The following is a 23,390-nucleotide window of genomic DNA, read 5'->3' on the forward strand; positions in this document are numbered from 1 at the left end:
AGAAACAAGAAATGTAATCGCTTTCAAAAGGAGGATATGGATGAAGATTTTATTATGTTGTTCCGCAGGTATGTCTACGAGTCTATTGGTTTCTAAAATGGAGGGAAGTGCCAAATCTCTTGGGATTGATTGTGAAATTTGGGCAGTAGGTACTACTGAAATAAATGAGCAGATCAACAAGGCAGACGTGCTGCTCCTTGGTCCACAAGTCCGTTACATGCTTCCTCAACTTAAAAAGGCCGGAGAAAAAATGGGTATTCCGGTAGAGGCAATTAACCCGCAGCATTATGGGCTTTGTAATGGAGAAGAGGTTTTGAAGCAAGCGATTAATCTAATTAAAGGGGAGTAGATTACATGATGAATTTTATTGATCGATTTATTATGCCGTTCGCAAATAAGCTTGGTAACAACAGGCATCTCCTAGCCATCCGTGACGCCTTAGTGGGAATGATCGCGATTACCATGATTGGTTCGTTAGCAGTTCTTTTGAATAATCTTGGAAAGGTACCAGGCATTGGTAAATATTATGAAAAATTTATGATTTCCCTGTTCGGAGAGACGTGGACAACATTAGGAGGAGATATTTGGTGGGGGACCCTAGCTTTTATGACCATATTTGCGGTTTTCGGGATTGCGAATAAATTGGCAAGGTCTTACGGTGACGATGGTTTTGAAGCAATGCTTGTAGCTGGCGCCGCATTCTTTGTTCTGATTCCCCAAGTTGCCAATGTATCAATAACACCAGAGGGAGGAGAGGCGGTTACCGGTGGCGCGTGGGGGTTTATTGGCTGGAATTATTTCAATGCTACAGCCCTATTTACGGGGATTATAGTTGCGATTGTCGCGACAGAAATTTTTGTTCGTTTAGCTAAAATTAAATTTTTAGTCATTAAATTGCCGGATGGTGTTCCGCCAGCGGTATCCCGTTCATTTGCAAAGCTCCTTCCAGGAATGGCAACCATTTTTGCCATCGGATTGTTCGGACTAATTTTACGCAAATTTATTAGTGATGGCGCATATTTGAACGATTGGATCAATAAGGTACTCGTTTCACCTCTTACCGGTGCAGTAGATTCGATGCTGTTTGCGATTTTGATTGTATTTTTGGTGCATGGATTTTGGATTCTCGGTCTTCACGGTCCAAACATACTCGGGGGAATTACAACTCCATTAATGACCAAGCTGGGACAAGAAAATGTAAATATGTATGCACAAGGTGTACAGGATTTAGGGAAATACCACGTTCTTTCAGGATCTTTCTTGGATGCTTTTGTTTATCTTGGAGGCTCTGGTGCAACATTAGGTTTATTGATAGCGATGTTTATCGCCGGTCGCAAACGGAATAAGCAATTAATTGCGTTAGGTACTCCGCCGGGGGTATTTCAAATCAATGAACCTATCCTTTTTGGATTGCCCATTGTATTAAATCCCATTTGGTTCATTCCGTTTATACTAGGACCAATTATCATGACGATCGTTGCCTACACATCAATAAGTTTAGGTCTAGTTCATCCGGTTGTTGCAGATATCCCTTGGGTGACACCTGCGATTGTAGGAGGATTACTGGCAACTGGCGGGCATGTTTCAGGTGCTATTTTAGCATTAGTGAATTTAATCATTTCTGTCGCTATTTATCTTCCTTTTGTTATCGCTCAAGGACGAATAGAAGCAAGAAGAGACAAGGATAAAACATCATCCCAAGCTACCAATACTTTAAATATGTAAATGAGTGTTGACTCTAAAGTTTGCAACCATTAAATAATGATCAACCAGAGGTGTTTAAAAATGAAAAAGGGTTTAAAAATCGTTACAATAGGTGGGGGATCAAGCTATACTCCCGAACTTATTGAGGGATTTATTAAATATCATAACGAACTGCCAGTCCGTGAATTATGGTTGGTGGATGTAGAAGAAGGTAAGGAAAAGCTTGAAATTGTCGGTAATCTTGCCAAAAGAATGGTAGAAAAAGCGGGAGTTCCGATTAAAATATTTTTGACATTAGACCGAAAAGAAGCGCTAAAGGCTGCGGATTTCGTAACCACTCAATTTCGCGTAGGTTTACTAGAAGCCCGTAAGAAAGATGAGAGTATTCCATTGAAACACGGTGTACTTGGTCAGGAAACCAATGGACCTGGAGGTTTATTTAAAGCTCTTAGAACCATTCCAGTCATTCTTGATATTTGCCGGGAAATGGAAGAGGTTTGCCCCAATGCCTGGCTTATAAATTTTACTAATCCTGCCGGGATGGTCACAGAGGCTGTTCTTCGTTACAGTAATATTGATAGAGTGGTAGGATTGTGTAATGTGCCAATCGGAATGGAAATGGGCATTGCAAAACTATTAGATGTAGACCATAGCAGAGTAAGAATTGATTTTGCAGGATTAAACCACATGGTGTATGGATTAAACATTTATGTCGATGGTGTATCCGTGAAGGATCAAGTGATTTCCCTAATTAATGATCCAGAGAAAAGCATCACAATGCAAAACATTCATGCCATGGGTTGGGAACCTGATTTCTTACGGGCGTTAGATGTTTTTCCATGCCCATATCATAATTACTATTACAAATCGGGAGACATGCTTGAAAAAGAATTAAAAAATTATCAAGAAGGCGGAACTCGTGCTGAGGTTGTTAAAAAGCTAGAAGAAGAGCTGTTTGAGTTATATAAAGACCCTCATTTGGACATTAAACCTCCTCAATTAGAGAAGAGGGGTGGGGCCTATTATAGTGAGGCGGCGGTCAGGCTCATTCACTCGATGTATACTGACAAATGCGACATCCAGGCAGTTAATACGATAAATAAGGGGGCAATCTCAAGTCTACCATTTGATTCTGCTGTAGAACTCAGTTGTATCATTACAAAGGATGGACCGAAACCTATCGCTGTGGGTGATTTACCTATCCAAGTTCGAGGACTTGTACAACAAGTGAAATCCTTTGAAAGGGTAGCAATTGAAGCTGCTATTAGCGGTGATTATGCAACAGCGTTACTGGCCATGACCATAAATCCTTTTGTACCAAGTGATCGCGTAGCAAAAATCATATTAGACGAAATGCTCGAAGCACATAAGGAATATTTACCCTTGTTCTTTAATTAATAGTAAGTGAGGAAAATAGAATGGAAAATTTAGAGCAAGTAATCTTTCAAATTATTCTTCATGGAGGCAATGGCCGAAGCGCTGCGATGGAAGCGATGGTCGCAGCAAAGCAAGGTGACTTTGAAGGAGCAAGAGAAAAATTAAAGGAAGCAGAAACCGCATTAAATGAAGCCCACCATATTCAGACATCTCTCATTCAAGAAGAGATAAAAGGTGAAACAACTGCAGTCTCTTTGTTAATGGTTCATGCACAAGATCATTTAATGAACGCGATGACAGTGAAGGATTTGGCTGCAGAAATGGTTGAGCTATATTATAGAATAAATTGACTTGATAGTAACTAATGCATTATTTCTTCGAGAAAATTGACAACCTCCTTGTCTGATAAAAAGGTGATTAAATCATGATTAAATTAATCGTTAATGCCGATGACTTTGGGTTTAGCCATGGAGTAAACCACGGAATAATCGACAGTTTTTTGTATGGGATTGTTAATTCAACCACGATGATGATGACAATGGCAGGTACCGAACATGCCATACAATTGGCTAAAAAATATCCAAAATTGCGGGTAGGAATCCATCTTGTTTTAACATGTGGAAAACCATTAGTAGATCATGTCCCATCATTAGTTGATAATAATGGCCATTTTAGAACCTTGTCTACATTTGATCCAAAAGTTATTTCATTAGTAGAGCTGGAAAGAGAGTGGACTGCTCAGATCGAACGATTTATCAACGCTGGACTCAAACCCACCCATCTTGATAGCCATCACCATATTCATACATTGAAAGAACTTAATCCTGTTGTAAAGAATTTATCTAGAAAATTCAGACTGCCGGTAAGGAGAAATGGATTCAATTTGATTGATGGCGTGAACTCTTTCTCGGATGTATCATTGTTCGATTTCTATGGTGAAGGTGTTAACCCGGATTATTTTTCAAAGTTGAATGAGCGTTTTAATGAAAGTATGACAGTTGAAGTGATGTGTCACCCAGCATACCTAGATAATAACCTATTACACGGTTCATCTTATACTTATCGAAGATTAACAGAGCTAGAAATTTTGACATCAGTCAAGTTGCCTAATAACATGATCTTAATGTAATAGAGTAGTCATCGCTTTACTCTAAGTCACCTATAAAACTTATAGGTGACTTTTTGACGTAGTTTCGCGGTAATAGAAATATTTTGCGGATTTTGCGGTAAATTATGAATTGTTTGTAAAAACAGAGGAATTGAGTAATAATGATTAATATATACATTTGAGACGTAGTTGAATTATTAGATTTAAAATGAATATAGAACATATCTTCAGATCGTCGATAAAATGAATTTTCGGAAAAATGAGTTGACACCTTCACCTCAAGCATGATATAAACACAATAAGAAATTTTAGCGCTTAAAAGCGTGAAAGTGATTTATAAAATATAAAAGCGTAATAAACAGGGGGAAGTATTCATGGGACAACGTAGCAACATTATTGACTGTACGATTCGTGATGGAGGATTAGTTAACAATTGGGATTTCAGTGTAAAATTTGTTCAGGACTTGTATGAGGGTCTATGTGATGCAGGTGTTGAATACATGGAGATTGGTTATAAAAATTCTCCAAAGCTTCTTAAAGCGACTGAACCCAATCCATGGAGATTTCTGGATGATAACTTTCTAAAAGAGATTATTCCTGTGAAAAGGTCCACCAAGCTATCGGCTTTAGTAGATATTGGCCGGGTAGATCCCAATGATATCTTACCACGTGAACAAAGTGCTTTAGATATGATTCGAGTGGCTTGTTATATTCGTGAAGTGGATAAAGGATTAGAACTCGTCCAAATGTTTCATGATTTGGGTTATGAAACGTCCCTAAACATTATGGCGTTATCAAGTGTACCTGAACAGCAGTTGATTAAAGCGTTTGATTTGGTGAAGGAAAGCCCAGTAGATGTTGTCTATATCGTTGACTCCTTTGGAAGCTTAGATCCAACAGATATTGAGCACCAAGTGAAAAAGTTCCAAGCGATGCTCCCGAACAAACAGCTTGGCATTCATACTCATAACAATATGCAATTAGCCTTCGCTAATACATTGACGGCGCTCAAAAATGGGGTTGTTTTTCTAGATTCTTCGGTGTATGGTATGGGGCGTGCAGCAGGTAACTGTAACACAGAACTTCTCGTTAGCTATATTCAAAAAACAAGCTATGAGCTAAAGCCACTTCTTCGAGTGATTGAAGAACATATGCTTGAAATGCGTGAAAAGTGGGAATGGGGCTATATCATTCCTTACATGATCTCAGGTGTACTGAATGAACATCCACGTGTAGCCATGGCATACCGTGATAGTGCGGACCGTGACCAATTCGTAGATTTTTATGATAAGGTAACGTCCCCTGAAAGTACAGTTGCTACGACATTAAAATAATTCAGATTGCTAAAAGTACCTCTATCGATGAGGTACTTTTTATTTTTTTTAATGAATAGAATAATGAAGGGATTACCAAGATTAAACGGAATTATATTAGTAAGATATTTTCATGAAATAAAATATTAATCTCGGTTTGTAATATATTGCAAAGATATATTAGACAACCTTAAGAAGAGGTAATGTGTAGTATGAATGAGGAGTTAATTAAAAATGCCGATGCAAGCTACCAGCTGGCTGAGCAGAATGCTGCTCATTATTTCCAATCGCTTTATGAACAGGTTACGCAAAGGTCTTTTATACCAATTTTGACCAAAGATTTCCAATCGTGGAAGCAGAACCATATCCATCGTCATTCAATACTATCCTTTTTATCGGGTCGAAAGGGAAAACCTGATACTCGAGCCTATCACAACTACATCCAATGGCTCAATTATACTGGTAAACTAGAAAATTACCTGGATCGAAGCATCTCTTATATTTTCATGCGCGATCTTGGGAAATCCCTTGACGCACCTGAGACACAGAAAAGAGTCCGACGTGTCGTTGAAAATTTAAAAAATAACCTCACTAATTCTACCCAAACTAATCGAGGGATCAAAATTGAGAGGTTTAGCTTGGCTGAGTTGTACCGAATGGCCCAAAAGGAAGGCATCGAATTGACGATGATTTGGTTGTTAGAAAAACTTAAAACTGTATCCTCCAATATTCCTAATGGGATGGATGCAGAAAATGCACAGCGGAAGCTAATTAAAATTATTGCAGGGGTCATTATGCATGAGGTTGAAGAGATGGGTGATGAAATCTCGCTTGAAGAACGCACCCAGAAACTAGATGCTGCGATTAGGCTTGGATATGCTTACGGGCTAACCTATCCATTCATAGATGATCTTCTCGATGCAAAAATCTTATCTATAGAAGAAGAAAAGAAATATTCTGATTTGATACGGTCTACCCTTATCACTGGAACTGTCCCAGAATTGGGTGAATGGTCTGGAAAGAACGTGAACCTCATCCGTTATATACATGCTGAACTCCGGGATGCTTTTGAATATATTAAGTCACATTTACGTCCTGAAACAGAACAAAAATTTTTCGAGCAGGCTTATGTATTTTTTAATTCACAAGAAGTAGATCGTTTAAAGACTCTCTCCGAACCCAATTACACAAATGAAGAGCTATACATCCCTGTCATATTAAAGTCTTCTTCCTCCCGATTGATTGTTCGCTCTGTTATTAGTGCTCCTGAGGATGAAGGTTTTGAAGAACGGACATTTTTTTATGGAATTTATAACCAGCTGGCTGACGACTTTGCAGATATGGATGAAGACTTGAAAGAAGGCAGGGTAACCCCCTATACATATTATCTGAAATATCATGATAAGCGCGACAATCTTATTAATCCCTTTGAATTATACTGGACAGTCATTTCCAATTTGATCCATGAGGTATATCACTCAGATAGTAAGGCTTGTGAGGTGATCCTTGATCGGGCAATAAATGGTCTTAAACGATTCAAAAGACGCATGGGAACTGAAAGATACAACGAAATTATGAAACTATTTGCTTTTGGTATTCCGAAATTTAATCGTGTCATTCAAAATTTGGTGCGTAAAGCAGATGATGTTGATTTCTTTGATAAACTTCTCAGGGACCAAATGATAACAAATCTGAAAAATGAACGACAAGAGAGAGAAGTATTTAAAGACACGGTGGAAACGATTCGCAAAGAGATTAATCATCTCCTAAAAATCCCTAAAATCAAGAATGTTGAGCCAATCATTGATGCAGCAAATTACAGTCTCGAAGGGGATGGGAAGCGATTGCGGCCAATCATGACGTGGGTCATGGGCGTTAACGAATATGGACTAGATAAGTCGGCAATCGTGCCACTTCTAAAATCATTGGAATATATGCATACTGCATCGTTAATTTTTGACGATTTACCGTCTCAAGATAATTCCTCGGTCCGAAGAGGCCGTCCAACCCTGCATCAGGTATTTAATGTTTCCATAGCGGAATTAACCGGTCTCTTTCTGACCCAGAAGGCGATCGAGGAACAAGCGTCCCTTAATTATTTCGATTCAAAAACAGTGCTTACCGTGATCCATTATTCCGCTCAAATGACAGCCTTAATGTGTACAGGACAGGCGATGGATTTAGATTCCAAAGGGAAACAATTGACACTGGAACAATTGAATACGTTGTGTTTTTATAAAACCGGTATAGCGTTTGAAGCATCGTTGATCATGCCCGCTATCCTCGCTCAAGCAAAGGAGTCAGAAATGGAGGCATTGAAAAAGTTCGCCCATCATGCCGGGATTGCCTTTCAGATAAAGGATGATCTCCTTGATGTTGAAGGAGATACAGTCTTACTCGGAAAGCCCATTGGCAAAGACGCAGAAAACAACAACTCTACGTTTGTATCAGTACTAGGACCTGATGGGGCTAGAAAAAAAATGTGGGAACATTACTGTCTTGCCATGGAAGCATTGGAGGATGTTCCTCGTAATATCTCTTTTCTCAAGCATTTATTAAATTATATTGTAAACCGTGATCATTAATAGTTTGTCGTATTGTTTTATTTAGGAGTTACCTATCTGGAGGGTAACTCCATTTTAGTTTCAGGACAGTTATAGTCTTTTATATCCATTCACATTCTAGATATCCTCATATAAAATAATGAAAAAAAGAGGGAATGAAGGGAAGATTTTGAACACAGATCGAGCATTTGAATTGTTAAGGGAAGAAGGAATCACCGAAGATACAGACATCAATAGCTTCTTTAATTCAACAAAGAGAAAGATTAAATAAGGAGATTGTTAACCTAGAAAAAGGGAAAAGTGAATTACAAAAGGAAACAAAGAAGTTACTAAAAGAGAATATTTATTTGAATAGTGAATTACTTAAATTAAGGGAAGAACTATTTAGAGGAAAACAAAGCGAAGTTGACCAGACTGAAACTCCTCCGCCCCATACAGATGATTATCGCCAAAAATTAGGACTTTCAAAAAGAGCAAGTGATAAAGAGGTAATTACAAGGTATAAAAAACTATTAAAGATAACACATCCCGATCACGGCGGAAATGCTGCTGCTTTTCATTTCATTAAAACGGATTATAATCGATTTAGACATAGTATCAAAATAAAATAATTTCTATCGATTTTTTGTATAAATGGTAAATTATAACTCATGAAGGAGGAGTTATATGCGGAAAAAGGTGATCGGTAAACTATTAATTGCAATCTTGTTCTTATTAGTTTTCGGATTGATTGCTAGAAACAGCATGGCAAATAAGGCGAATGATAAACACTCCCATAAAAACCATATAACGGTGTATCTGGCTGGGGATTCGACTGTTGCAGATTACCTAAGTTCATCCGCACCTCGAGCAGGCTGGGGTCAGGGGTTTAATCGGTTTTTTGATGATAGAATCGTTGTGAGAAATATGGCCAAATCTGGCAGGAGTTCTAAAAGTTTTATTGATGAAGGGAGACTCGATTCCATCTTAAAACAGATTGACAAAGGGGATTATTTATTCATTCAATTTGGCCATAATGATGAAATAAAAAAGGATCCGACCCGTTTTACGGAGCCTAATGGTTCCTACAAAAGCTATTTAAAACAATATATAGATGGGGCTCGTGCCAAACAAGCCCTTCCGGTCCTTGTGACCCCCGTTGAACGCCGAAGTTTTTCTAAAGATGGAACAGCGCTTGATTCACATGGTGAATATCCTGCTGCCATGAAGGAACTTGGATTGGAAGAACATGTACCTGTTATAGACCTAACTGCTAAAAGCAAGCAACTGTTTCAAGAGCTTGGGCCAGAGGAGACGAGGGAGGTTTTCATGTGGCTTGATGCCGGGAAGGAAAAGAACTATCCAGATGGAATTCAAGATAACGTACATTTTCAGCAAGCTGGAGCTGAATTGATTTCCCGTCTTGTCCTAGAAGGGGTTAAGGAGTTAAAGCTGGTTCCACTTCAAAACCACATCATAAAATAATGGCACTATTGTGTTTTTGCTGGACAATATGAACAAAATATATAAAAATGATGGAGCGGATATATTATGGAAACAAACAAAATTAATTATTCAACCATAGATGACTATATTGGACAATTTCCTGCTGAGGTTCAGGTAACACTTAATAAATTAAGAACAGTGATTAAAGATTCGGCACCTGAAGCTGTAGAAAAGATTAGTTATCAAATGCCTACATTTGCTCTACATGGAAACCTAGTTCATTTTGCAGCCTATAAAAACCATATTGGTTTTTATCCAACTTCTAGTGGAATCGCGGCATTTAAACAAGAATTGTCGGATTACAAAGGTGCTAAAGGATCAGTACAGTTTCCTTTAGGAAGACCACTTCCATATGAATTAATAAGTAAGATTGTCAAATATAGAGTTACAGAGAATGTAACACGAGCTGAGGGGAAATTGAAAAAGAAAAAAAAATTATAAGATTTAGGAACTAATATGTGTTAGTTTCTTTTTTTTACATAAAAGGGATACTCGTCACCACTTAGGATTTCTAGTGTTTTCTTTGACAAAGATAAATATATGTTGTATTATTATCTCAGTTTCAAGATAATATAAATTGAGATATTACCAAGAATATATATTTACTTATCTTAGCTAGAAGGAGAGAATAGATTATGCTAAAAAAACTTGATAACAATTACATGGGTAGAAGTAACTTAGGATGGCTAAAAAGTATATTCCATTTCTCTTTTGCCGACTACTATAATCCAGAAAATATGAACTTTGGGATGTTAAGAGTAATTAATGATGATTTGGTGGAAGCGGGAACAGGATTTGGTCTTCATCCACATAAGAATATGGAAATTATATCCTATGTTGTTGATGGAGAATTAACTCACGGAGATAGTATGGGAAATAAAAGCACGATTTCACGTGGTCATGTTCAATATATGAGCGCAGGAACCGGTGTATATCATAGTGAATTTAATAACGGTGAAAGGACTTTAAGATTTTTACAAATTTGGATCCTCCCAGATCAAACAGGCTATGTGCCTAGTTATGGAGACTTTCGCTTCAATTGGGACGACCGCACTAATAAATGGCTCCATATGGTTTCAAGCAAAACCGGAGATGCTCCAATAAAAATAAACCAGGATATGAATGTGTTCGCCTTAGAACTCGATAAGGATAAGGAAATTAGCTTTTCAGTATCTAAAGGAAGACAGGCGTATATGGTCCAGATTGAAGGAAGCTCATCAGTAAATAACCTTGTATTAAGTACCAGGGATGCGATGGAAATTGTTGAAGAGGACATTGAAATTACAGCAAATGAACATTCTCATGTATTAATTTTAGAGATGAAAAATTTGGGTTAAAGACAATAGTGATAGAGAAGAAGCAGGAATTCAATTGAATCCTGCTTCTTTTATTTATTTTGAATTCAAAAAAGGATTTCCGATATGGATATCGAAAATGTAGTCAAACAAGTTTTATCTGCTATTGGTATTATACGTAGATTGTTAGTGGTATAGGTAATCTATTAATTTATTCAGAAATGAGATGAGAAGATGGTAAACAACGTGATGACTCCCGAAGAAAGATTAGTAGCACTTGGATTAAAGCTACCGCCCCTTCGCCCTTCATCTGGAAATTACGTTAGTTGTGTACGGACAGGGAATCTTATTTTTACTTCAGGTCAAGGTACCGATGAATACCGAGGGAAACTTGGTGAGGATATATCAATAGAAGTGGGTTATCAAGCAGCAAGGCAGTGTGGTCTTAATCTCTTGGCAGTAATTAAGAATGAACTCGGTGATCTTAGCAAAGTGAAAAGGATTGTTAAACTCCTTGGTTTGGTTAATAGCTCTGCAGATTTTAAAGATCATCCGAAGGTAATGAATGGATGCTCTGATTTGTTAGTTGAAGTGCTTGGAGAAAATGGCAGGCATGCGAGGTCAGCTGTAGGGATGGCACAGCTGCCACACAATAATGCTGTTGAGATTGAAATGATCGTTGAGGTTGTCGAGGGTTTTTAGGGAGGTTTAATCAGTAGAAAATAAATGACTGCCTACTCAACGAGTGTATATTTTAATGTGGATGGGAGGATCGATATGCTTTTATCTTTAGAGAATGCACAATTACTGGACAAAGAGGATAGCCTTAATCGATATCGCGAGGAGTTTTACCTTAAGCCGAATTCGATTTATTTGGATGGGAATTCATTGGGGCTTCTTTCGAAAAGAGCAGAGCGGACACTCTTAGAATCCTTAAATGATTGGAAGGAGCATGGGATTGACGGCTGGACAAAAGGGAAACATCCGTGGTTTTTCCTATCAGAAAAATTAGGAGAGATGATGGCTCCACTAGTAGGAGGCTTAGCAAATGAAGTGATTGTAACGGGTTCTACAACCGTTAATTTGCATCAGTTAGTAGCTACATTTTATAAGCCGGAAGGGAAAAGGACAAAAATTCTCGCTGATGAATTAACTTTCCCATCAGATATTTACGCGCTTCAAAGTCAGCTTCGAATTCATGGTTTGGACTCAAATACACATCTTGTAAGAGTCAAAAGCCGGGATGGTAGCTTTTTAGAGGAAGAAGCTATTATTGAAGCGATGACCGATGAAATTGCGCTGATCATTTTGCCAACTGTCCTTTATCGAAGCGGTCAAATTTTAGATATGAAGCGTTTAACAGCAGAAGCAAACAAAAGAGGAATCCTCATTGGTTTTGACGGTTGTCATTCAATCGGTGCGATTCCGCATTCGTTTACTGAATGGGGCGTTGATTTTGCGTATTGGTGTAATTATAAACATTTAAACGGTGGTCCAGGAACTGTAGGTGGTTTATATGTGAATTCTAAACATTTTGGCACTGCCCCTGGTTTGGCTGGCTGGTTCGGCTCGAAAAAAGAGAAGCAATTCGATATGGAGCACACTTTAACCCTCGCGGATTCAGCCGGTGCCTATCAGATTGGGACACCACATGTGCTGAGTCTTGCCCCATTACTTGGTGCATTGGAGATTTTTACAGAAGCAGGCATTGAGAATATTCGCACGAAGTCATTAAAGATTAATAAATTTTTAATGGACCTATTAGAACAAGAAGCGACAGGATTGGGATTTATGATTGGAAACCCTTTGGAGGATTACCGACGTGGTGGTCATGTTAGTTTAGAACACAAAGAAGCTGCGCGCATTTGTAAGGCGTTGAAAGAAAATGGTATTATTCCCGATTTCCGTGCGCCAAATATTATCCGACTTGCACCAGTTGCGCTTTATACCTCCTATTCTGAGGTGTGGGAAGTTGTCCAAGTTCTTAAGAAAATCATGACTGAAAAGCAGTATGAAAAGTTTAAGAATGAACGTGAAATCATAGCTTAACCTATGGACTGAGGGGGAACGCACTACAATGAATTCACAAGAAAATAACGCAAACGACGGACTTGAGAAAACGATACAAACCAATTTTCAAAAAGCAATGTCTTATGGAGATTATCTTCAGTTAGATAAAGTCCTATCAAGTCAGTTAAGGGTATCCGACCATCATGATGAAATGTTATTTATCATTATTCATCAAGCAAGTGAATTATGGATGAAATTAATCATTCATGAATTGTCAGCAGCGGTTGAGTATATTCAAAATAACAATTTAGAGCCATCTTTCAAAATTCTATCGCGTGTTTCGAGAATACAGCAGCAATTAATTCAATCATGGAGCGTACTTTCAACTTTGACGCCCTCTGAGTATTTAGAGTTTAGGGATAAATTGGGTCAATCGTCAGGATTCCAATCCTATCAGAACCGGTTGATTGAATTTGCCTTAGGTAATAAAAATGTGCATACGTTAGCCGTCTATCAGCATCAAAAGGAACTGTATGAAAAAATGCAAGCGGCCCTCCAGCAGCCAAGTATTTATGATGCAGCGATCAAAGCTCTTGTTGCACGTGGATTACACATTGATGGTGAAGTTCGCCATCGGGATTTGGCTAAAAACTATGAACACAATGCTAGTGTTGAAGAAGCGTGGCTAAAAGTTTATCGAAATGTGGATCAATACTGGGATTTATACGAGTTGGCAGAGAAATTAGTCGATATCGGCAATCAACAGCAATTATGGCGCTTTAATCATATGACCACCGTGGAACGAATTATTGGTCATAAGCAGGGGACAGGTGGGTCGACTGGAGTGACTTATTTAAAAAGAGTACTAGATCAACAATTTTTCCCAGAACTCTGGAGTTTGCGAACAAAGCTATAAAATAGCTTGTATAATTGTATAGGAAATTCTTTAATCGTATTCTTGCTCTAAATTTTAATCTATTAAATTATTATTAAGTGAACAAGCCCCTCCGACATAGTATCGAAGGGGCTGTTTGTTCAAGAGTTCTTATTTCATTTCATTAAAGCTAACGGCTATTTTTGCTCCAACAACTGCATTGTTTTTAACTAAAGCAATGTTTGCAACGAGGCTTTTGCCCTCTGTTAGTTCTTTCACCTTGCCAAGCATGAAAGGTGTTACATCTTTACCGGCAATTTTTCGTTCGTCTGCCTCTTTTAATGCAGATTCAATGATGCCATTAATAAATTGCTCGTCCATGGCATGTTCTTCAGGAATCGGATTCGCAATTACAGCGCCGCCTTTAAGACCCAAATCCCATTTTACTTTTAAAGTAGAGGCGATTGAATCCACATCATCTGCACGTAAGTTTAATGTGAATTCACTTGTGCGTGTAAAGAAAGCAGGGAGTACATCGGTCTTATAGCCAATCACAGGTACACCCTTTGTTTCAAGATATTCCATCGTTAATCCTAAATCTAAAATCGATTTGGCACCCGCACAAATGACGGCCACGTTTGTTTGTGCTAGTTCTTCTAGGTCTGCAGATATATCCATGGTAGTCTCTGCTCCGCGGTGAGCGCCGCCAATACCACCAGTAACGAAGATATTAATTCCTGCTAACTCTGCACAGATCATTGTTGCTGCTACTGTTGTTGCTCCTAGTTTTTTGGTCGCGATTAGAGAGGCTAAATCACGTCTTGATACTTTGGCAACATCCTTACTTTTTCCAAACATTTCTAATTCTTCATCGGATAATCCGATTTTAATTTTTCCATCGACAATCGCAATCGTTGCCGGAACGGCTCCATTATCACGGATAATTTGTTCCACCTCACGAGCGGTTTGTACATTTTGTGGGTAGGGCATACCATGAGAGATAATCGTGGACTCTAACGCAACAATTGGTTTCCCTTGTTCCTTGGCGGTTTGTACTTCTTCAGAAAATGTAATATATTGTTTCATGTTAATTCCTCCATGTCTTTTTGTAGTTGGTCTGCAGATAATTCTGGTCTGACTGTATAAGCTGATTGCAATGTTTTAGAAGCATTTATAGTTCCAGCTTTAGCAATATCCTTTAAGGACTTACCTTCTAACCATGAGTAAATGACAGCAGAGGAGAAGGCATCTCCCGCTCCTGTAACATCCACAATTTCAGTCGTTTCAATCGAAGGAACTTGAAAAATTCCTTCCTCCTTATTACCAATCATCGAGCCTTTTTTTCCATTCGTTACGACTACATTGGAAATCCCCAGTGCAAGCCATTTTTCTACTGCCTTTTTCCAATCTTCCTCATTATTAATTTCAATGTGAAAGTATGTTTCAGATTCATCACGGTTCGTAATTAGCCAAGTGACACCATCGAGGTCTGCGGGTAATCGGTTCATCTTTGGTGATGAAACAGGTATAATGACTATCGGTTTGTCATGGCTTTTGGCAAAGTTGCATAAGAATTGAATGGTTTCTTTGGGACAGTTTAAATCAACCATGATGCATTTTGCTCGGCTTAGAATGAAATCATGTTTAAGCAGTAATTCAGGTGTAATTGCCTCATACACTTCCATATCGGCTAAGGCAATAATTAAGTCTCCGGAATCATCTAATACAGCTGTGTAAGACCCCGTTGATTTTTCAGGGAAGGGAGTGACCGTTTCTAGGTTCATGTAAAGAGAAGAAGCTTCTTCAATAAATGACCAATCTTTATCGGTACCGCATGCTGAAATCAGAGAAACATCCAATCCAAGCCGCCCCAAGTTTTCTGCGATATTCCTAGCAACCCCGCCTGCATTCTGAGTCGCGAAAATTGGATTGGAGGTACCTAACTGGGCTTTTTCTTTGATGTGAAATTTCCGGTCGATATTAGCGCCGCCGATACAAATAACCTGTTGTGATTCATTTAGTATATAGGCTCTGCCTAAAATATTTCCTTTCCTAATAAGACCAGAAATAATATTTGCAATCGCTGGACGAGATAGTCCAACAATTTCTGCAAGGTCTTGTTGGGATACATAGGGGTTTTTCCGGATTAAATCCAAAATTAATTGTTCTTTCTCATTCAATTTTTCAGGCACAAACTCACCCCATAAAATTACATTATTTAATTCTTATCTAACTGTATTATTATTTCGAACTAAAGGTTTTTAATTCACTCCGTGTTGCTGGAACTTTTACAGCACCTGATTTGATATTTGTTTAGGTAGAAATTTAAAAATAAACTTTTGTTCGATAAATAAACTTACGTTTGAAGTATACTTCTTTTTATTATTTTGGTCAACTTTTTTTTATCACGTTATAAATTCTTCAATTAAGCATTTTCAGCCTAAATTGTAATAATTATCATAAAATTGTAATGTGTACAAGTCCCTTCGACATATGATACACGGATTAGTATTTATGTCGTATGGGAGGGGTCAGATTGCCCAAAAAGTGGCTCGTTTTTTTTGTATTTGCCTTTTTTATGGTGTCTAGTTTTTTTATTGGGGTTCCGACAGGGTCCGCAGCTTCTAATGGGAAGTTGATTATTATTAACAAGACGACCAACCGGCTTGCGTATTTTGAAAATGGAGTGTTTAAAAAGCAGTTTAAAGTAGGCACTGGGAGAAAAAAGTCGTATACACCAGAAGGTAAGTTCAAGATAGTAGTTAAAATTAAGAATAGGCCTTACTATAAGGGGCATATTCCAGGCGGAGATCCTCGTAATCCATTAGGGAACCGCTGGCTCGGTTTAAATGCACGTGGAACATGGGGGACTACGTATGCAATTCATGGCAATGCCAACCCAAGTTCTATTGGCGGGTATGTAAGCAGCGGCTGTATTCGAATGTATGATAATGAAGTAGAGTGGCTGTATAGTCAAGTACCGACCGGTACACCAGTTATCATCACCTCGTCAGGAAAATCCTTCATTGCAATTGCAGCAGCCAATGGATACAAAGTAAAAGGCGGGTCAAGTGCACCCTCTGTTCCAGTTAGCACTAGTGGAGAAATCCTTAAAAAAGGCAGTCGCGGTCCAGCTGTTCAAGAACTTCAGCGTAAGTTGACTGCACTTGGATTTAGTACGAATGGTGTAGACGGTGTTTTTGGAGTAAACACTGATACTGCTCTCCGCAAATTTCAAAAGGCTCGTAAACTAACAGTAGATGGAATTGCCGGTCCAGCAACGAAAAAGGCCCTCGGACTAAAATAACTAGCAAACCATGAAGTTGCTCAATTAAATGAGCAGCTTTTTTTTGAGCCTGAATTTTGTGTAAGTTTACCTAAATTTACGTAAAATACAGGTAGATTGATATTGGTTGGAGGTAATTGTATGAGTCGACTAGATAGGCTCAAAATGGAGAGAGTGGAACCAAAGCATTGGCGGCAGTTTAATGAGTTGCTGCGGTATGTGTTCCAGGTGACCAAAAAAGACCTACAAACAGTGGGGTGGGAAGAGCGTGAAATCGCATTAGCTAAACTACCTGTTTTGGAGCAGGCCGATGTGCTAGGGTGGTTTGATGGTGAAAAACTAATATCGCAAATTGCTGTTTACCCTTTTCAAGTAAATATTTACGGAAAAACATTTGAGATGGGCGGCTTGACAGGGGTAGGGACTTATCCAGAGTATGCCAATTTAGGCCTAATGAATAAATTGATCTGGCAGGCACTTGCGGATATGAAAGAAAGAAAACAATCCATTTCGTATTTATTTCCTTATTCCCAACCTTTTTATCGAAAAAAAGGCTGGGAGATTATTTCCGATAAGATGACCTTTGAGATCAAAGACTATCAATTGCCTAAGGTTAAGATAGTATCTGGTTATGTAGATCGGTTAAATACAGAACATCCGGATGTCAAAACGGTTTATCAACTCTTTTCTCTTAGGCATCATGCAGCTATGATTCGAAACAATTTAGCATGGGAAGAATTCTGGAGATGGGATGTGGATGAATTAACTGCTGCTGTTTATTATGATCATTCTCACCAACCTCAAGGGTATTTATTATACTGGATTTCTCATGATGTGTTGCACGTAAAGGAAATGGTATATATGAATGAAGAGGCAAGAAAGGGACTTTGGAATTTTATTAGTGCGCATTTTTCAATGGTAACGAAAGTGGTCGGAAATATTTATACAAATGACCCCTTAGCCTTCTGGTTGGAGGATGGAGATATTAAAGAAACCATTTCTCCCTATTTCATGGCACGAATTGTTGATGTGTCCCAGTTTATCGGACATTTTCCTTTCAGAGCACCAGGTACAGAAATTCACATTACTCTTAAGATTGAAGATCCAATTTTAGAGTGGAATCAAGGGGTTTTTACGCTTCGGGTATCTGCCATTGGTGAAGGAGTCTTAATTCCTAGTGAAAATCAGCCAGATGTAGTTGTTTCTATTCAGACACTGACGACAATGTTCTTCAGTTACAAACGGCCAACCTATTTGGCTAAGATTGGTCGCCTTGTCTGTAACGATCCAACAGTAGCTATATTAGAGAATCTAATTGAACGTGAGACACCTTATTTTTCCGATTATTTTTAAAGCTTACAAAGTGTAATTGTTCTCCTCTTTCGAAATTGGAAGAGGACTTTTAACATTCAGCTATTGGAAGTATAAAAAAAATATTCCATTAAGGGCTATTTCTGGTTTATTATTATGGAATAATATTTTTTTCGAAAAAGGAGTTTATGAATGAATTTTTCTGCTAAACAAATCGTCTTTATTAGTTTTATGTTATTCTCCATGTTTTTCGGGGCTGGTAACCTGATCTTTCCTCCATTTTTGGGGCAAGCTGCGGGGAATCATCTTTGGACAGCACTGGCTGGATTTATTGTATCAGCAGTGGGATTACCGATTTTTGGTGTAATTGCGGTGGCTAAGGCTGGCAGCTTTAATGAGCTTAACCAACGAGTCCATCCTATTTTTGCTTTAATTTTTCCATTTTTCATCTATATCGCAATCGGACCTGGTTTGGCGATTCCACGTGCCGGCAGCCTTGCATTTGAAATGGGATTAGCTCCTTTTTTGGGAGGCAATTTCGTAGGAAGCCCTGTATCATTGTTAGTCTATAGTATTGTTTTTTTTGGATTAGTAACTTGGTTATGCATGTATCCATCGAAGTTGATTGACCTTTTTGGGAAATTATTGACTCCGATTCTTTTGGCCCTTATCGCTATTATTTTTGTAAAAAGCTTAATGGACCCAATTGGATCGTTCGAAGCATCGAGAGGAAGCTATGTTTCGAATCCTGTATTCCAAGGAGTATTAGATGGTTATCAAACAATGGATGCACTCGCTGCATTAGCATTTGGAATTGTTATCGCCAATACATTAAAATCTCAAGGAATACTAGAGCAGAGAAAACGGTCATTATATATGATGTATGCCGGAATAGGTGCAGGATTGCTGTTAACGGTAATTTACCTTATTTTAGGTTATTTAGGGGCTGCCAGTGCCTCCTTAGGAAAAGCAGAAAATGGGGCACAAATATTATCTAATGTGATGACTCATTTGTTCGGGCAAAGCGGCACCTTAATCTTAGGGGTAGTTTTTACAATTGCTTGTTTTTGTGTCTCGATTGGTTTAGTTACTTCATGCAGTCAATTTTTTGCAAATGCCCTTCCAAAAATTAAGTATAAAACATGGGTTGTCATATTAGCTGTTCTTAGTACAGCGATAGCTAACTTAGGTCTAACGCAAATCCTAAAAATTTCTGTTCCGGTTCTTGGCATGATCTACCCAATCGCAATCGTGGTCATTTTTTTAGGCCTCATCGATGATTTTATTAAGAGCTCTCGGCATATTTATATTACAGTTGTCAGCTTTGTTGCTCTTTTTAGCATTCTTGATACACTTAATAAAACGTTCCTTGCAAGTAAATGGAATGGGGTACTTGAAATTCTTCCTTTTTACACAGAAGGTATTGGATGGATAATCCCAGCCTTGGCCGGTTTAATTGTTGGCTATCTAGTGGGAATGTTGAGAGATAAAAATGTGGAAGTTTGACCCAAAAAACACGGCTATCCGCAGCCGTGTTTTTTCTGATTAATTTTGTTTTTTATCTGTTTTTTTCTCGGTAAGTGCGCGATAAATTTGCGTATACATACTGCCTTGAACAATATTTTGAAGAAAGAAGTCTCCAATGAGCTTTAAATATTCTTCATCCTCAAACATCTTCTTGTTTTGTAATTCCATTTCAGCTAAGCCTTCATATTTAGTGAGAAGGGCGTATGTATGATCTTCACCAGAAACAGGTGTTAATATCTCAACATTATGATCATAATTCTCATTTCGGAACGTCTTAATTTCTTTCAAATTTTCAATTCCTTCTTTAAATTTATCCTGTTTAATCTCAAATGTCTGGTAGACAAAAATTGCCATTGGCAGCATCCCCTCAATAAGATTTTACAAACTTAAAATTAACTTCCCACAAATCATTATATTTATTCTTACTTCGATGGGTTGTTCCTTTTGTGTTGTGTTTTGGAATTGGAAAAAATTCATCACTTGTAAAAATTCTGAAAGGAGAATAATACAAATGACGATTAAAACCTCGATTGGAAAAGGTTAGGTGAAATTAATGGAATCCTATCAACCAGGACAAGTTGTTTATATCATCATTCGAAATCCACACGCACAAGATGTAGCCAATGTTCAACAAGCGGCCGTTGTGCAAAATCCTGAGAACCCAAATCAGCTTTCTCTTTTTGTGTATGAAACCTATTATCCTTTAACAGAGGATGTGGCTGTCTATTCATCTGCGGAAGAAGCAGAATTTGCCTATCAAGATGCATTTGGGTCACCAGAGACGGAGGGGTATTATGGTTAAGCCCTTTGTTCCCCAGCTCGTGTATGTCGAACCAAGTGCCCTTGAATACCCGCTTGGCAAAGAGTTGGTCGCTAAATTTGAAAATATGGGAATTGAAATTAGGGAAACGACTTCACATAATCAAATTCGAAATTTACCTGGGGATAACGATTTTCAAAAATACCGAACTGCAAAATCAACGCTCGTGGTCGGAGTGAGGAAAACATTGAAGTTCGATACATCCAAACCTTCTGCCGAATACGCAATCCCATTTGTAACAGGGTGTATGGGGCATTGTCATTATTGCTACCTACAGACGACGATGGGCAGTAAACCTTATATTCGTACCTATGTTAACCTTGAAGATATTTTTGAGGCAGCCGAAAATTACATGAAGGAACGCGCACCAGAGCCTACAAGATTTGAAGCCTCTTGTACCTCAGATATCGTTGGAGTCGACCATTTGACCCATACTTTAAAAAAAGCGATTGAATTTTTTGGACAATCGGAATATGGAAAACTTCGTTTTGTTACTAAATTCGCTCATGTCGACCATTTGCTTGATGCGAAGCATAATGGAAAAACGCGGTTCCGATTTAGTGTCAATGATGATTATATAATTAAGAATTTTGAACCAGGGACATCCAGACTTCCCGATCGAATCGAAGCTGCCAGTAAGGTGGCGGGGGCAGGATTTCCGTTAGGATTTATCATTGCGCCCATTTATCTCCACGATGGATGGAAAGATGGATATAAAGAAATGTTAGAAACGCTGGAGGCAAAGCTTCCGGAAGCAGCTAAAAAGGATTTAACCTTTGAAATGATTCAACATCGTTTTACAAAACCAGCTAAACGGGTCATCCAAAAAAATTATCCGATGACAAAACTAGAACTCGATGAGACGAAACGGAAATGGAAATGGGGACGCTATGGTATCGGCAAGTTTGTCTATACAAACGAAGAGCAAGAAGATATAAAGGACACGCTTGGCATGTATATTAACACCCTTTTTCCACAAGCAAAAATAGAATATTTCACATAGAAAAAGAGGGATTCAGATTGAGTCCCTCTTCTTAATGGACTATTATGATTCGGTTGCACCCTTACCAAGTGAGGCTACTTCTTGTTTGACTTCATCCTTTAGTTCGCTGTCTCTTTTAATCCGACCGTTACCAACAGCAAGTGCCACAAAGACACCAACTGCAATGAAAATGAGTCCTGTCAAGAAGACCGTAGAAAAAGAATTTGACCAAGCCACTTGAATGGCATGAATCACATTTTTTAGAATCTCCTCAGGCATTTTTAAAAGACTTGGGTTAATCAGCAAACTAAATAATGAATCTGTTTTTTCAGAAAGAGCTGTTAATGCTTGGTGTGCAATTGGATCATTCGCATCCTTTGCAACAATTGCCATTTCATTTTTAAGTGTATGGTTCATAATTGAATTTAGTATGGTAATTCCAATTGTTCCACCTATTGAACGAAAGAAGGTGGACGCTGAGGTGACTGTTCCAAGCTGAGATTTAGGAAATTCATTTTGTATGGCTATCATTAAGGTTGGCATGACTAAGCCCATCCCAAGGCCAAGAACAACCATATAGGCATAGGCTGTGAACTCGTTGGAATCGATACCCATTGTACTCATTAAATAGAATCCTAAAGAACTAAGAAGCATCCCGGTTGTTAAGACGGTGCGGAAGCTAAATCTTAATAACAGCTGTCCGCCAACTACACTTGCAGCAATCATTGCAATCATCATAGGTGTCATTGTAGAACCAGCCTGAGTTGGTGAAACGCCAAGAATCCCTTGCATGTACATCGGGACAAACATGATAGCGCCAAACATACCCAATCCAAGTAAAAACCCTAATCCATTCATCGTGGCAAAAATTCGATTTTTAAATAACGAAAGGTCTAAAATTGGTTCAACTGCTTTTCGTTCGATAATCCCGAAAAGAATCAGCAATAAAATCGACCCTCCGAAAATAAGAAAAGAGGTAGTTGAGGCCCACTCAAATTTATCTCCACCGAACGTCAATCCAAACAATAGTAAAACAATCGCAGGAATTAAGGTGATAATTCCAAGGTAATCAATATTAACTTTGCCTTTACTCGCAACAGTTTCGTGCTTTAATCCCATAAAAATTAAAATAGCGGAAAGTAGTCCAAAAGGAACGTTAATGAGGAAAATCCAGTGCCAGCTTATGCTATCAACAATTAATCCTCCTAAGAATGGACCAATAACAGAACTTAGCCCGAAGAGGCCGCCAAAAATTCCTTGCCACTTAGCACGTTGTTCTGCTGTGAAGATGTCACCGATAATAGTTTGAGATAAGGGCATAATCATCCCGCCGCCGATCCCTTGAAGACCTCTATAAATAACTAATTGTTCCATTGATGTCGCAGTGGCACATAGACCAGAGCCGATAATAAAGATAATAGTCCCAAGTAAATAGAGGAACCTTCTCCCATATAAGTCAGATAGTTTTCCGACAATCGGAACGACTGTAGTGGATGTAATCATATAAGCTGTTGTAACCCATGCGAAAATGGTAAAACCATTTAATTCGGAAATAATCGTAGGCATGGCTGTTCCAACGATGGTCTGTTCTAATGCACTGAAAAACATCCCGATAATAAGCCCGGTTAGAATTAACTTTGTGTTAATTTGTTTCTCTTCAATCACCATATTTTTTCTCCTATCTAGATGTTAGTAAAATCTATCATGTCATAAAATATACATTATAACTGGCCG

At 38.4% G+C, this 23,390-nt stretch carries 23 protein-coding genes; 19 read left to right on the plus strand and 4 right to left on the minus strand.

Going from position 1 to position 23,390, the window contains the following annotated elements; all coding sequences use genetic code 11:
* The first annotated feature begins 40 nt into the window (after positions 1 to 40).
* The 14 genes from V7121_RS06550 (at position 41) to kynA (ending at position 13,772) form a co-directional block, all read left to right on the plus strand.
* Positions 41 to 349: a PTS sugar transporter subunit IIB gene (locus V7121_RS06550; RefSeq protein ID WP_335498664.1), complete on the plus strand. Its 309-nt coding sequence runs from the start codon at positions 41 to 43 to the stop codon at positions 347 to 349.
* A gap of 5 nt (positions 350 to 354) precedes the next feature.
* The gene (locus tag V7121_RS06555) at positions 355 to 1,725 is read left to right on the plus strand and encodes a PTS sugar transporter subunit IIC (protein WP_335498662.1); all 1,371 of its coding nucleotides are present in this window, start codon (positions 355 to 357) and stop codon (positions 1,723 to 1,725) included.
* 60 nt (positions 1,726 to 1,785) lie between these two features.
* The gene (locus V7121_RS06560) at positions 1,786 to 3,102 is read left to right on the plus strand and encodes a 6-phospho-beta-glucosidase (protein WP_335546080.1); all 1,317 of its coding nucleotides are present in this window, start codon (positions 1,786 to 1,788) and stop codon (positions 3,100 to 3,102) included.
* 20 nt (positions 3,103 to 3,122) lie between these two features.
* Complete coding sequence (locus tag V7121_RS06565; RefSeq protein ID WP_335498658.1) at positions 3,123 to 3,431, plus strand: PTS lactose/cellobiose transporter subunit IIA; 309 nt, start codon at positions 3,123 to 3,125, stop codon at positions 3,429 to 3,431.
* A gap of 74 nt (positions 3,432 to 3,505) precedes the next feature.
* Positions 3,506 to 4,210 carry a chitin disaccharide deacetylase gene (gene chbG, locus V7121_RS06570; RefSeq protein WP_335498657.1) on the plus strand — a complete coding sequence of 235 codons (705 nt, stop codon included), beginning with the start codon at positions 3,506 to 3,508 and terminating at the stop codon, positions 4,208 to 4,210.
* A gap of 353 nt (positions 4,211 to 4,563) precedes the next feature.
* Complete coding sequence (locus V7121_RS06575; protein WP_335503088.1) at positions 4,564 to 5,523, plus strand: aldolase catalytic domain-containing protein; 960 nt, start codon at positions 4,564 to 4,566, stop codon at positions 5,521 to 5,523.
* A 182-nt stretch (positions 5,524 to 5,705) separates the two neighbouring features.
* On the plus strand, positions 5,706 to 8,087 hold the full coding sequence (locus V7121_RS06580; RefSeq protein ID WP_335546082.1) for a polyprenyl synthetase family protein: 2,382 nt from the start codon (positions 5,706 to 5,708) through the stop codon (positions 8,085 to 8,087).
* Positions 8,088 to 8,413: 326 nt separating this feature from the next.
* Positions 8,414 to 8,677: a hypothetical protein gene (locus V7121_RS06585; protein ID WP_335546084.1), complete on the plus strand. Its 264-nt coding sequence runs from the start codon at positions 8,414 to 8,416 to the stop codon at positions 8,675 to 8,677.
* A gap of 55 nt (positions 8,678 to 8,732) precedes the next feature.
* On the plus strand, positions 8,733 to 9,530 hold the full coding sequence (locus V7121_RS06590) for a rhamnogalacturonan acetylesterase (RefSeq protein WP_335503096.1): 798 nt from the start codon (positions 8,733 to 8,735) through the stop codon (positions 9,528 to 9,530).
* 66 nt (positions 9,531 to 9,596) lie between these two features.
* On the plus strand, positions 9,597 to 9,992 hold the full coding sequence (locus tag V7121_RS06595; RefSeq protein WP_335546086.1) for an iron chaperone: 396 nt from the start codon (positions 9,597 to 9,599) through the stop codon (positions 9,990 to 9,992).
* 194 nt (positions 9,993 to 10,186) lie between these two features.
* Positions 10,187 to 10,888 carry a pirin family protein gene (locus tag V7121_RS06600; protein ID WP_335495142.1) on the plus strand — a complete coding sequence of 234 codons (702 nt, stop codon included), beginning with the start codon at positions 10,187 to 10,189 and terminating at the stop codon, positions 10,886 to 10,888.
* Positions 10,889 to 11,080: 192 nt separating this feature from the next.
* Positions 11,081 to 11,548: a RidA family protein gene (locus tag V7121_RS06605; protein WP_335495140.1), complete on the plus strand. Its 468-nt coding sequence runs from the start codon at positions 11,081 to 11,083 to the stop codon at positions 11,546 to 11,548.
* Between the two features lie 75 nt (positions 11,549 to 11,623).
* Complete coding sequence (gene kynU / locus V7121_RS06610) at positions 11,624 to 12,895, plus strand: kynureninase (protein WP_335546088.1); 1,272 nt, start codon at positions 11,624 to 11,626, stop codon at positions 12,893 to 12,895.
* Positions 12,896 to 12,923: 28 nt separating this feature from the next.
* Complete coding sequence (kynA, locus tag V7121_RS06615; protein ID WP_335495137.1) at positions 12,924 to 13,772, plus strand: tryptophan 2,3-dioxygenase; 849 nt, start codon at positions 12,924 to 12,926, stop codon at positions 13,770 to 13,772.
* Positions 13,773 to 13,901: 129 nt separating this feature from the next.
* Here kynA and V7121_RS06620 read toward each other — a convergent pair whose 3' ends face one another.
* Both V7121_RS06620 and V7121_RS06625 read right to left on the minus strand, forming a co-directional pair.
* Positions 13,902 to 14,816: a pseudouridine-5'-phosphate glycosidase gene (locus V7121_RS06620; RefSeq protein ID WP_335495136.1), complete on the minus strand. Its 915-nt coding sequence runs from the start codon at positions 14,814 to 14,816 to the stop codon at positions 13,902 to 13,904.
* Positions 14,813 to 15,922, minus strand: a complete 1,110-nt coding sequence (locus V7121_RS06625) for a carbohydrate kinase (RefSeq protein ID WP_335495135.1) — start codon at positions 15,920 to 15,922, stop codon at positions 14,813 to 14,815. Before V7121_RS06625 ends, V7121_RS06620 begins: the two co-directional genes overlap by 4 nt.
* 344 nt (positions 15,923 to 16,266) lie before the next feature.
* On the opposite strand from V7121_RS06625, the gene V7121_RS06630 reads away from it, so the two are divergent.
* The 3 genes from V7121_RS06630 (at position 16,267) to brnQ (ending at position 19,833) form a co-directional block, all read left to right on the plus strand.
* Positions 16,267 to 17,037 (plus strand): L,D-transpeptidase family protein, encoded by a 771-nt coding sequence (locus V7121_RS06630; protein ID WP_335546090.1) that lies wholly within the window; start codon positions 16,267 to 16,269, stop codon positions 17,035 to 17,037.
* A 120-nt stretch (positions 17,038 to 17,157) separates the two neighbouring features.
* Positions 17,158 to 18,369, plus strand: coding sequence for a GNAT family N-acetyltransferase (locus tag V7121_RS06635; protein ID WP_335546092.1), 1,212 nt, complete (start codon positions 17,158 to 17,160; stop codon positions 18,367 to 18,369).
* Between the two features lie 150 nt (positions 18,370 to 18,519).
* Positions 18,520 to 19,833, plus strand: a complete 1,314-nt coding sequence (brnQ, locus tag V7121_RS06640) for a branched-chain amino acid transport system II carrier protein (protein WP_335495132.1) — start codon at positions 18,520 to 18,522, stop codon at positions 19,831 to 19,833.
* A gap of 39 nt (positions 19,834 to 19,872) precedes the next feature.
* Here brnQ and V7121_RS06645 read toward each other — a convergent pair whose 3' ends face one another.
* The gene (locus tag V7121_RS06645) at positions 19,873 to 20,208 is read right to left on the minus strand and encodes a hypothetical protein (protein ID WP_335495130.1); all 336 of its coding nucleotides are present in this window, start codon (positions 20,206 to 20,208) and stop codon (positions 19,873 to 19,875) included.
* 199 nt (positions 20,209 to 20,407) lie between these two features.
* Between V7121_RS06645 and V7121_RS06650 the strand changes: the two genes are divergently transcribed.
* Positions 20,408 to 20,656: a transcriptional regulator SplA domain-containing protein gene (locus tag V7121_RS06650; RefSeq protein ID WP_335495128.1), complete on the plus strand. Its 249-nt coding sequence runs from the start codon at positions 20,408 to 20,410 to the stop codon at positions 20,654 to 20,656.
* Complete coding sequence (splB, locus tag V7121_RS06655) at positions 20,649 to 21,677, plus strand: spore photoproduct lyase (protein WP_335546095.1); 1,029 nt, start codon at positions 20,649 to 20,651, stop codon at positions 21,675 to 21,677. The genes V7121_RS06650 and splB overlap by 8 nt, the downstream gene beginning before the upstream one ends.
* Before the next feature lie 42 nt (positions 21,678 to 21,719).
* Here splB and V7121_RS06660 read toward each other — a convergent pair whose 3' ends face one another.
* A complete protein-coding gene (locus V7121_RS06660; RefSeq protein ID WP_335495124.1) occupies positions 21,720 to 23,324 on the minus strand; it encodes an MDR family MFS transporter in 1,605 nt (534 codons plus the stop codon).
* Positions 23,325 to 23,390: the final 66 nt, after the last annotated feature.

Origin of the sequence: Neobacillus drentensis, assembly GCF_036962125.1 — a bacterium.
Taxonomy (GTDB): domain Bacteria; phylum Bacillota; class Bacilli; order Bacillales; family Cytobacillaceae; genus Neobacillus; species Neobacillus drentensis_B.

Excerpts from the sequence above, each read along its gene's own strand:
- V7121_RS06550 (WP_335498664.1), top strand. The coding sequence starts at position 41 with ATGAAGATTTTATTATGTTGTTCCGCAGGTATGTCTACGAGTCTATTG.
- V7121_RS06555 (WP_335498662.1), top strand. The coding sequence starts at position 355 with ATGATGAATTTTATTGATCGATTTATTATGCCGTTCGCAAATAAGCTT.
- V7121_RS06560 (WP_335546080.1), top strand. The coding sequence starts at position 1,786 with ATGAAAAAGGGTTTAAAAATCGTTACAATAGGTGGGGGATCAAGCTAT.
- V7121_RS06565 (WP_335498658.1), top strand. The coding sequence starts at position 3,123 with ATGGAAAATTTAGAGCAAGTAATCTTTCAAATTATTCTTCATGGAGGC.
- chbG (WP_335498657.1), top strand. The coding sequence starts at position 3,506 with ATGATTAAATTAATCGTTAATGCCGATGACTTTGGGTTTAGCCATGGA.
- V7121_RS06575 (WP_335503088.1), top strand. The coding sequence starts at position 4,564 with ATGGGACAACGTAGCAACATTATTGACTGTACGATTCGTGATGGAGGA.
- V7121_RS06580 (WP_335546082.1), top strand. The coding sequence starts at position 5,706 with ATGTGTAGTATGAATGAGGAGTTAATTAAAAATGCCGATGCAAGCTAC.
- V7121_RS06590 (WP_335503096.1), top strand. The coding sequence starts at position 8,733 with ATGCGGAAAAAGGTGATCGGTAAACTATTAATTGCAATCTTGTTCTTA.
- V7121_RS06595 (WP_335546086.1), top strand. The coding sequence starts at position 9,597 with ATGGAAACAAACAAAATTAATTATTCAACCATAGATGACTATATTGGA.
- V7121_RS06600 (WP_335495142.1), top strand. The coding sequence starts at position 10,187 with ATGCTAAAAAAACTTGATAACAATTACATGGGTAGAAGTAACTTAGGA.
- V7121_RS06605 (WP_335495140.1), top strand. The coding sequence starts at position 11,081 with ATGGTAAACAACGTGATGACTCCCGAAGAAAGATTAGTAGCACTTGGA.
- kynU (WP_335546088.1), top strand. The coding sequence starts at position 11,624 with ATGCTTTTATCTTTAGAGAATGCACAATTACTGGACAAAGAGGATAGC.
- kynA (WP_335495137.1), top strand. The coding sequence starts at position 12,924 with ATGAATTCACAAGAAAATAACGCAAACGACGGACTTGAGAAAACGATA.
- V7121_RS06620 (WP_335495136.1), bottom strand. The coding sequence starts at position 14,816 with ATGAAACAATATATTACATTTTCTGAAGAAGTACAAACCGCCAAGGAA.
- V7121_RS06635 (WP_335546092.1), top strand. The coding sequence starts at position 17,158 with ATGAGTCGACTAGATAGGCTCAAAATGGAGAGAGTGGAACCAAAGCAT.
- brnQ (WP_335495132.1), top strand. The coding sequence starts at position 18,520 with ATGAATTTTTCTGCTAAACAAATCGTCTTTATTAGTTTTATGTTATTC.
- V7121_RS06645 (WP_335495130.1), bottom strand. The coding sequence starts at position 20,208 with ATGGCAATTTTTGTCTACCAGACATTTGAGATTAAACAGGATAAATTT.
- V7121_RS06650 (WP_335495128.1), top strand. The coding sequence starts at position 20,408 with ATGGAATCCTATCAACCAGGACAAGTTGTTTATATCATCATTCGAAAT.
- splB (WP_335546095.1), top strand. The coding sequence starts at position 20,649 with ATGGTTAAGCCCTTTGTTCCCCAGCTCGTGTATGTCGAACCAAGTGCC.
- V7121_RS06660 (WP_335495124.1), bottom strand. The coding sequence starts at position 23,324 with ATGGTGATTGAAGAGAAACAAATTAACACAAAGTTAATTCTAACCGGG.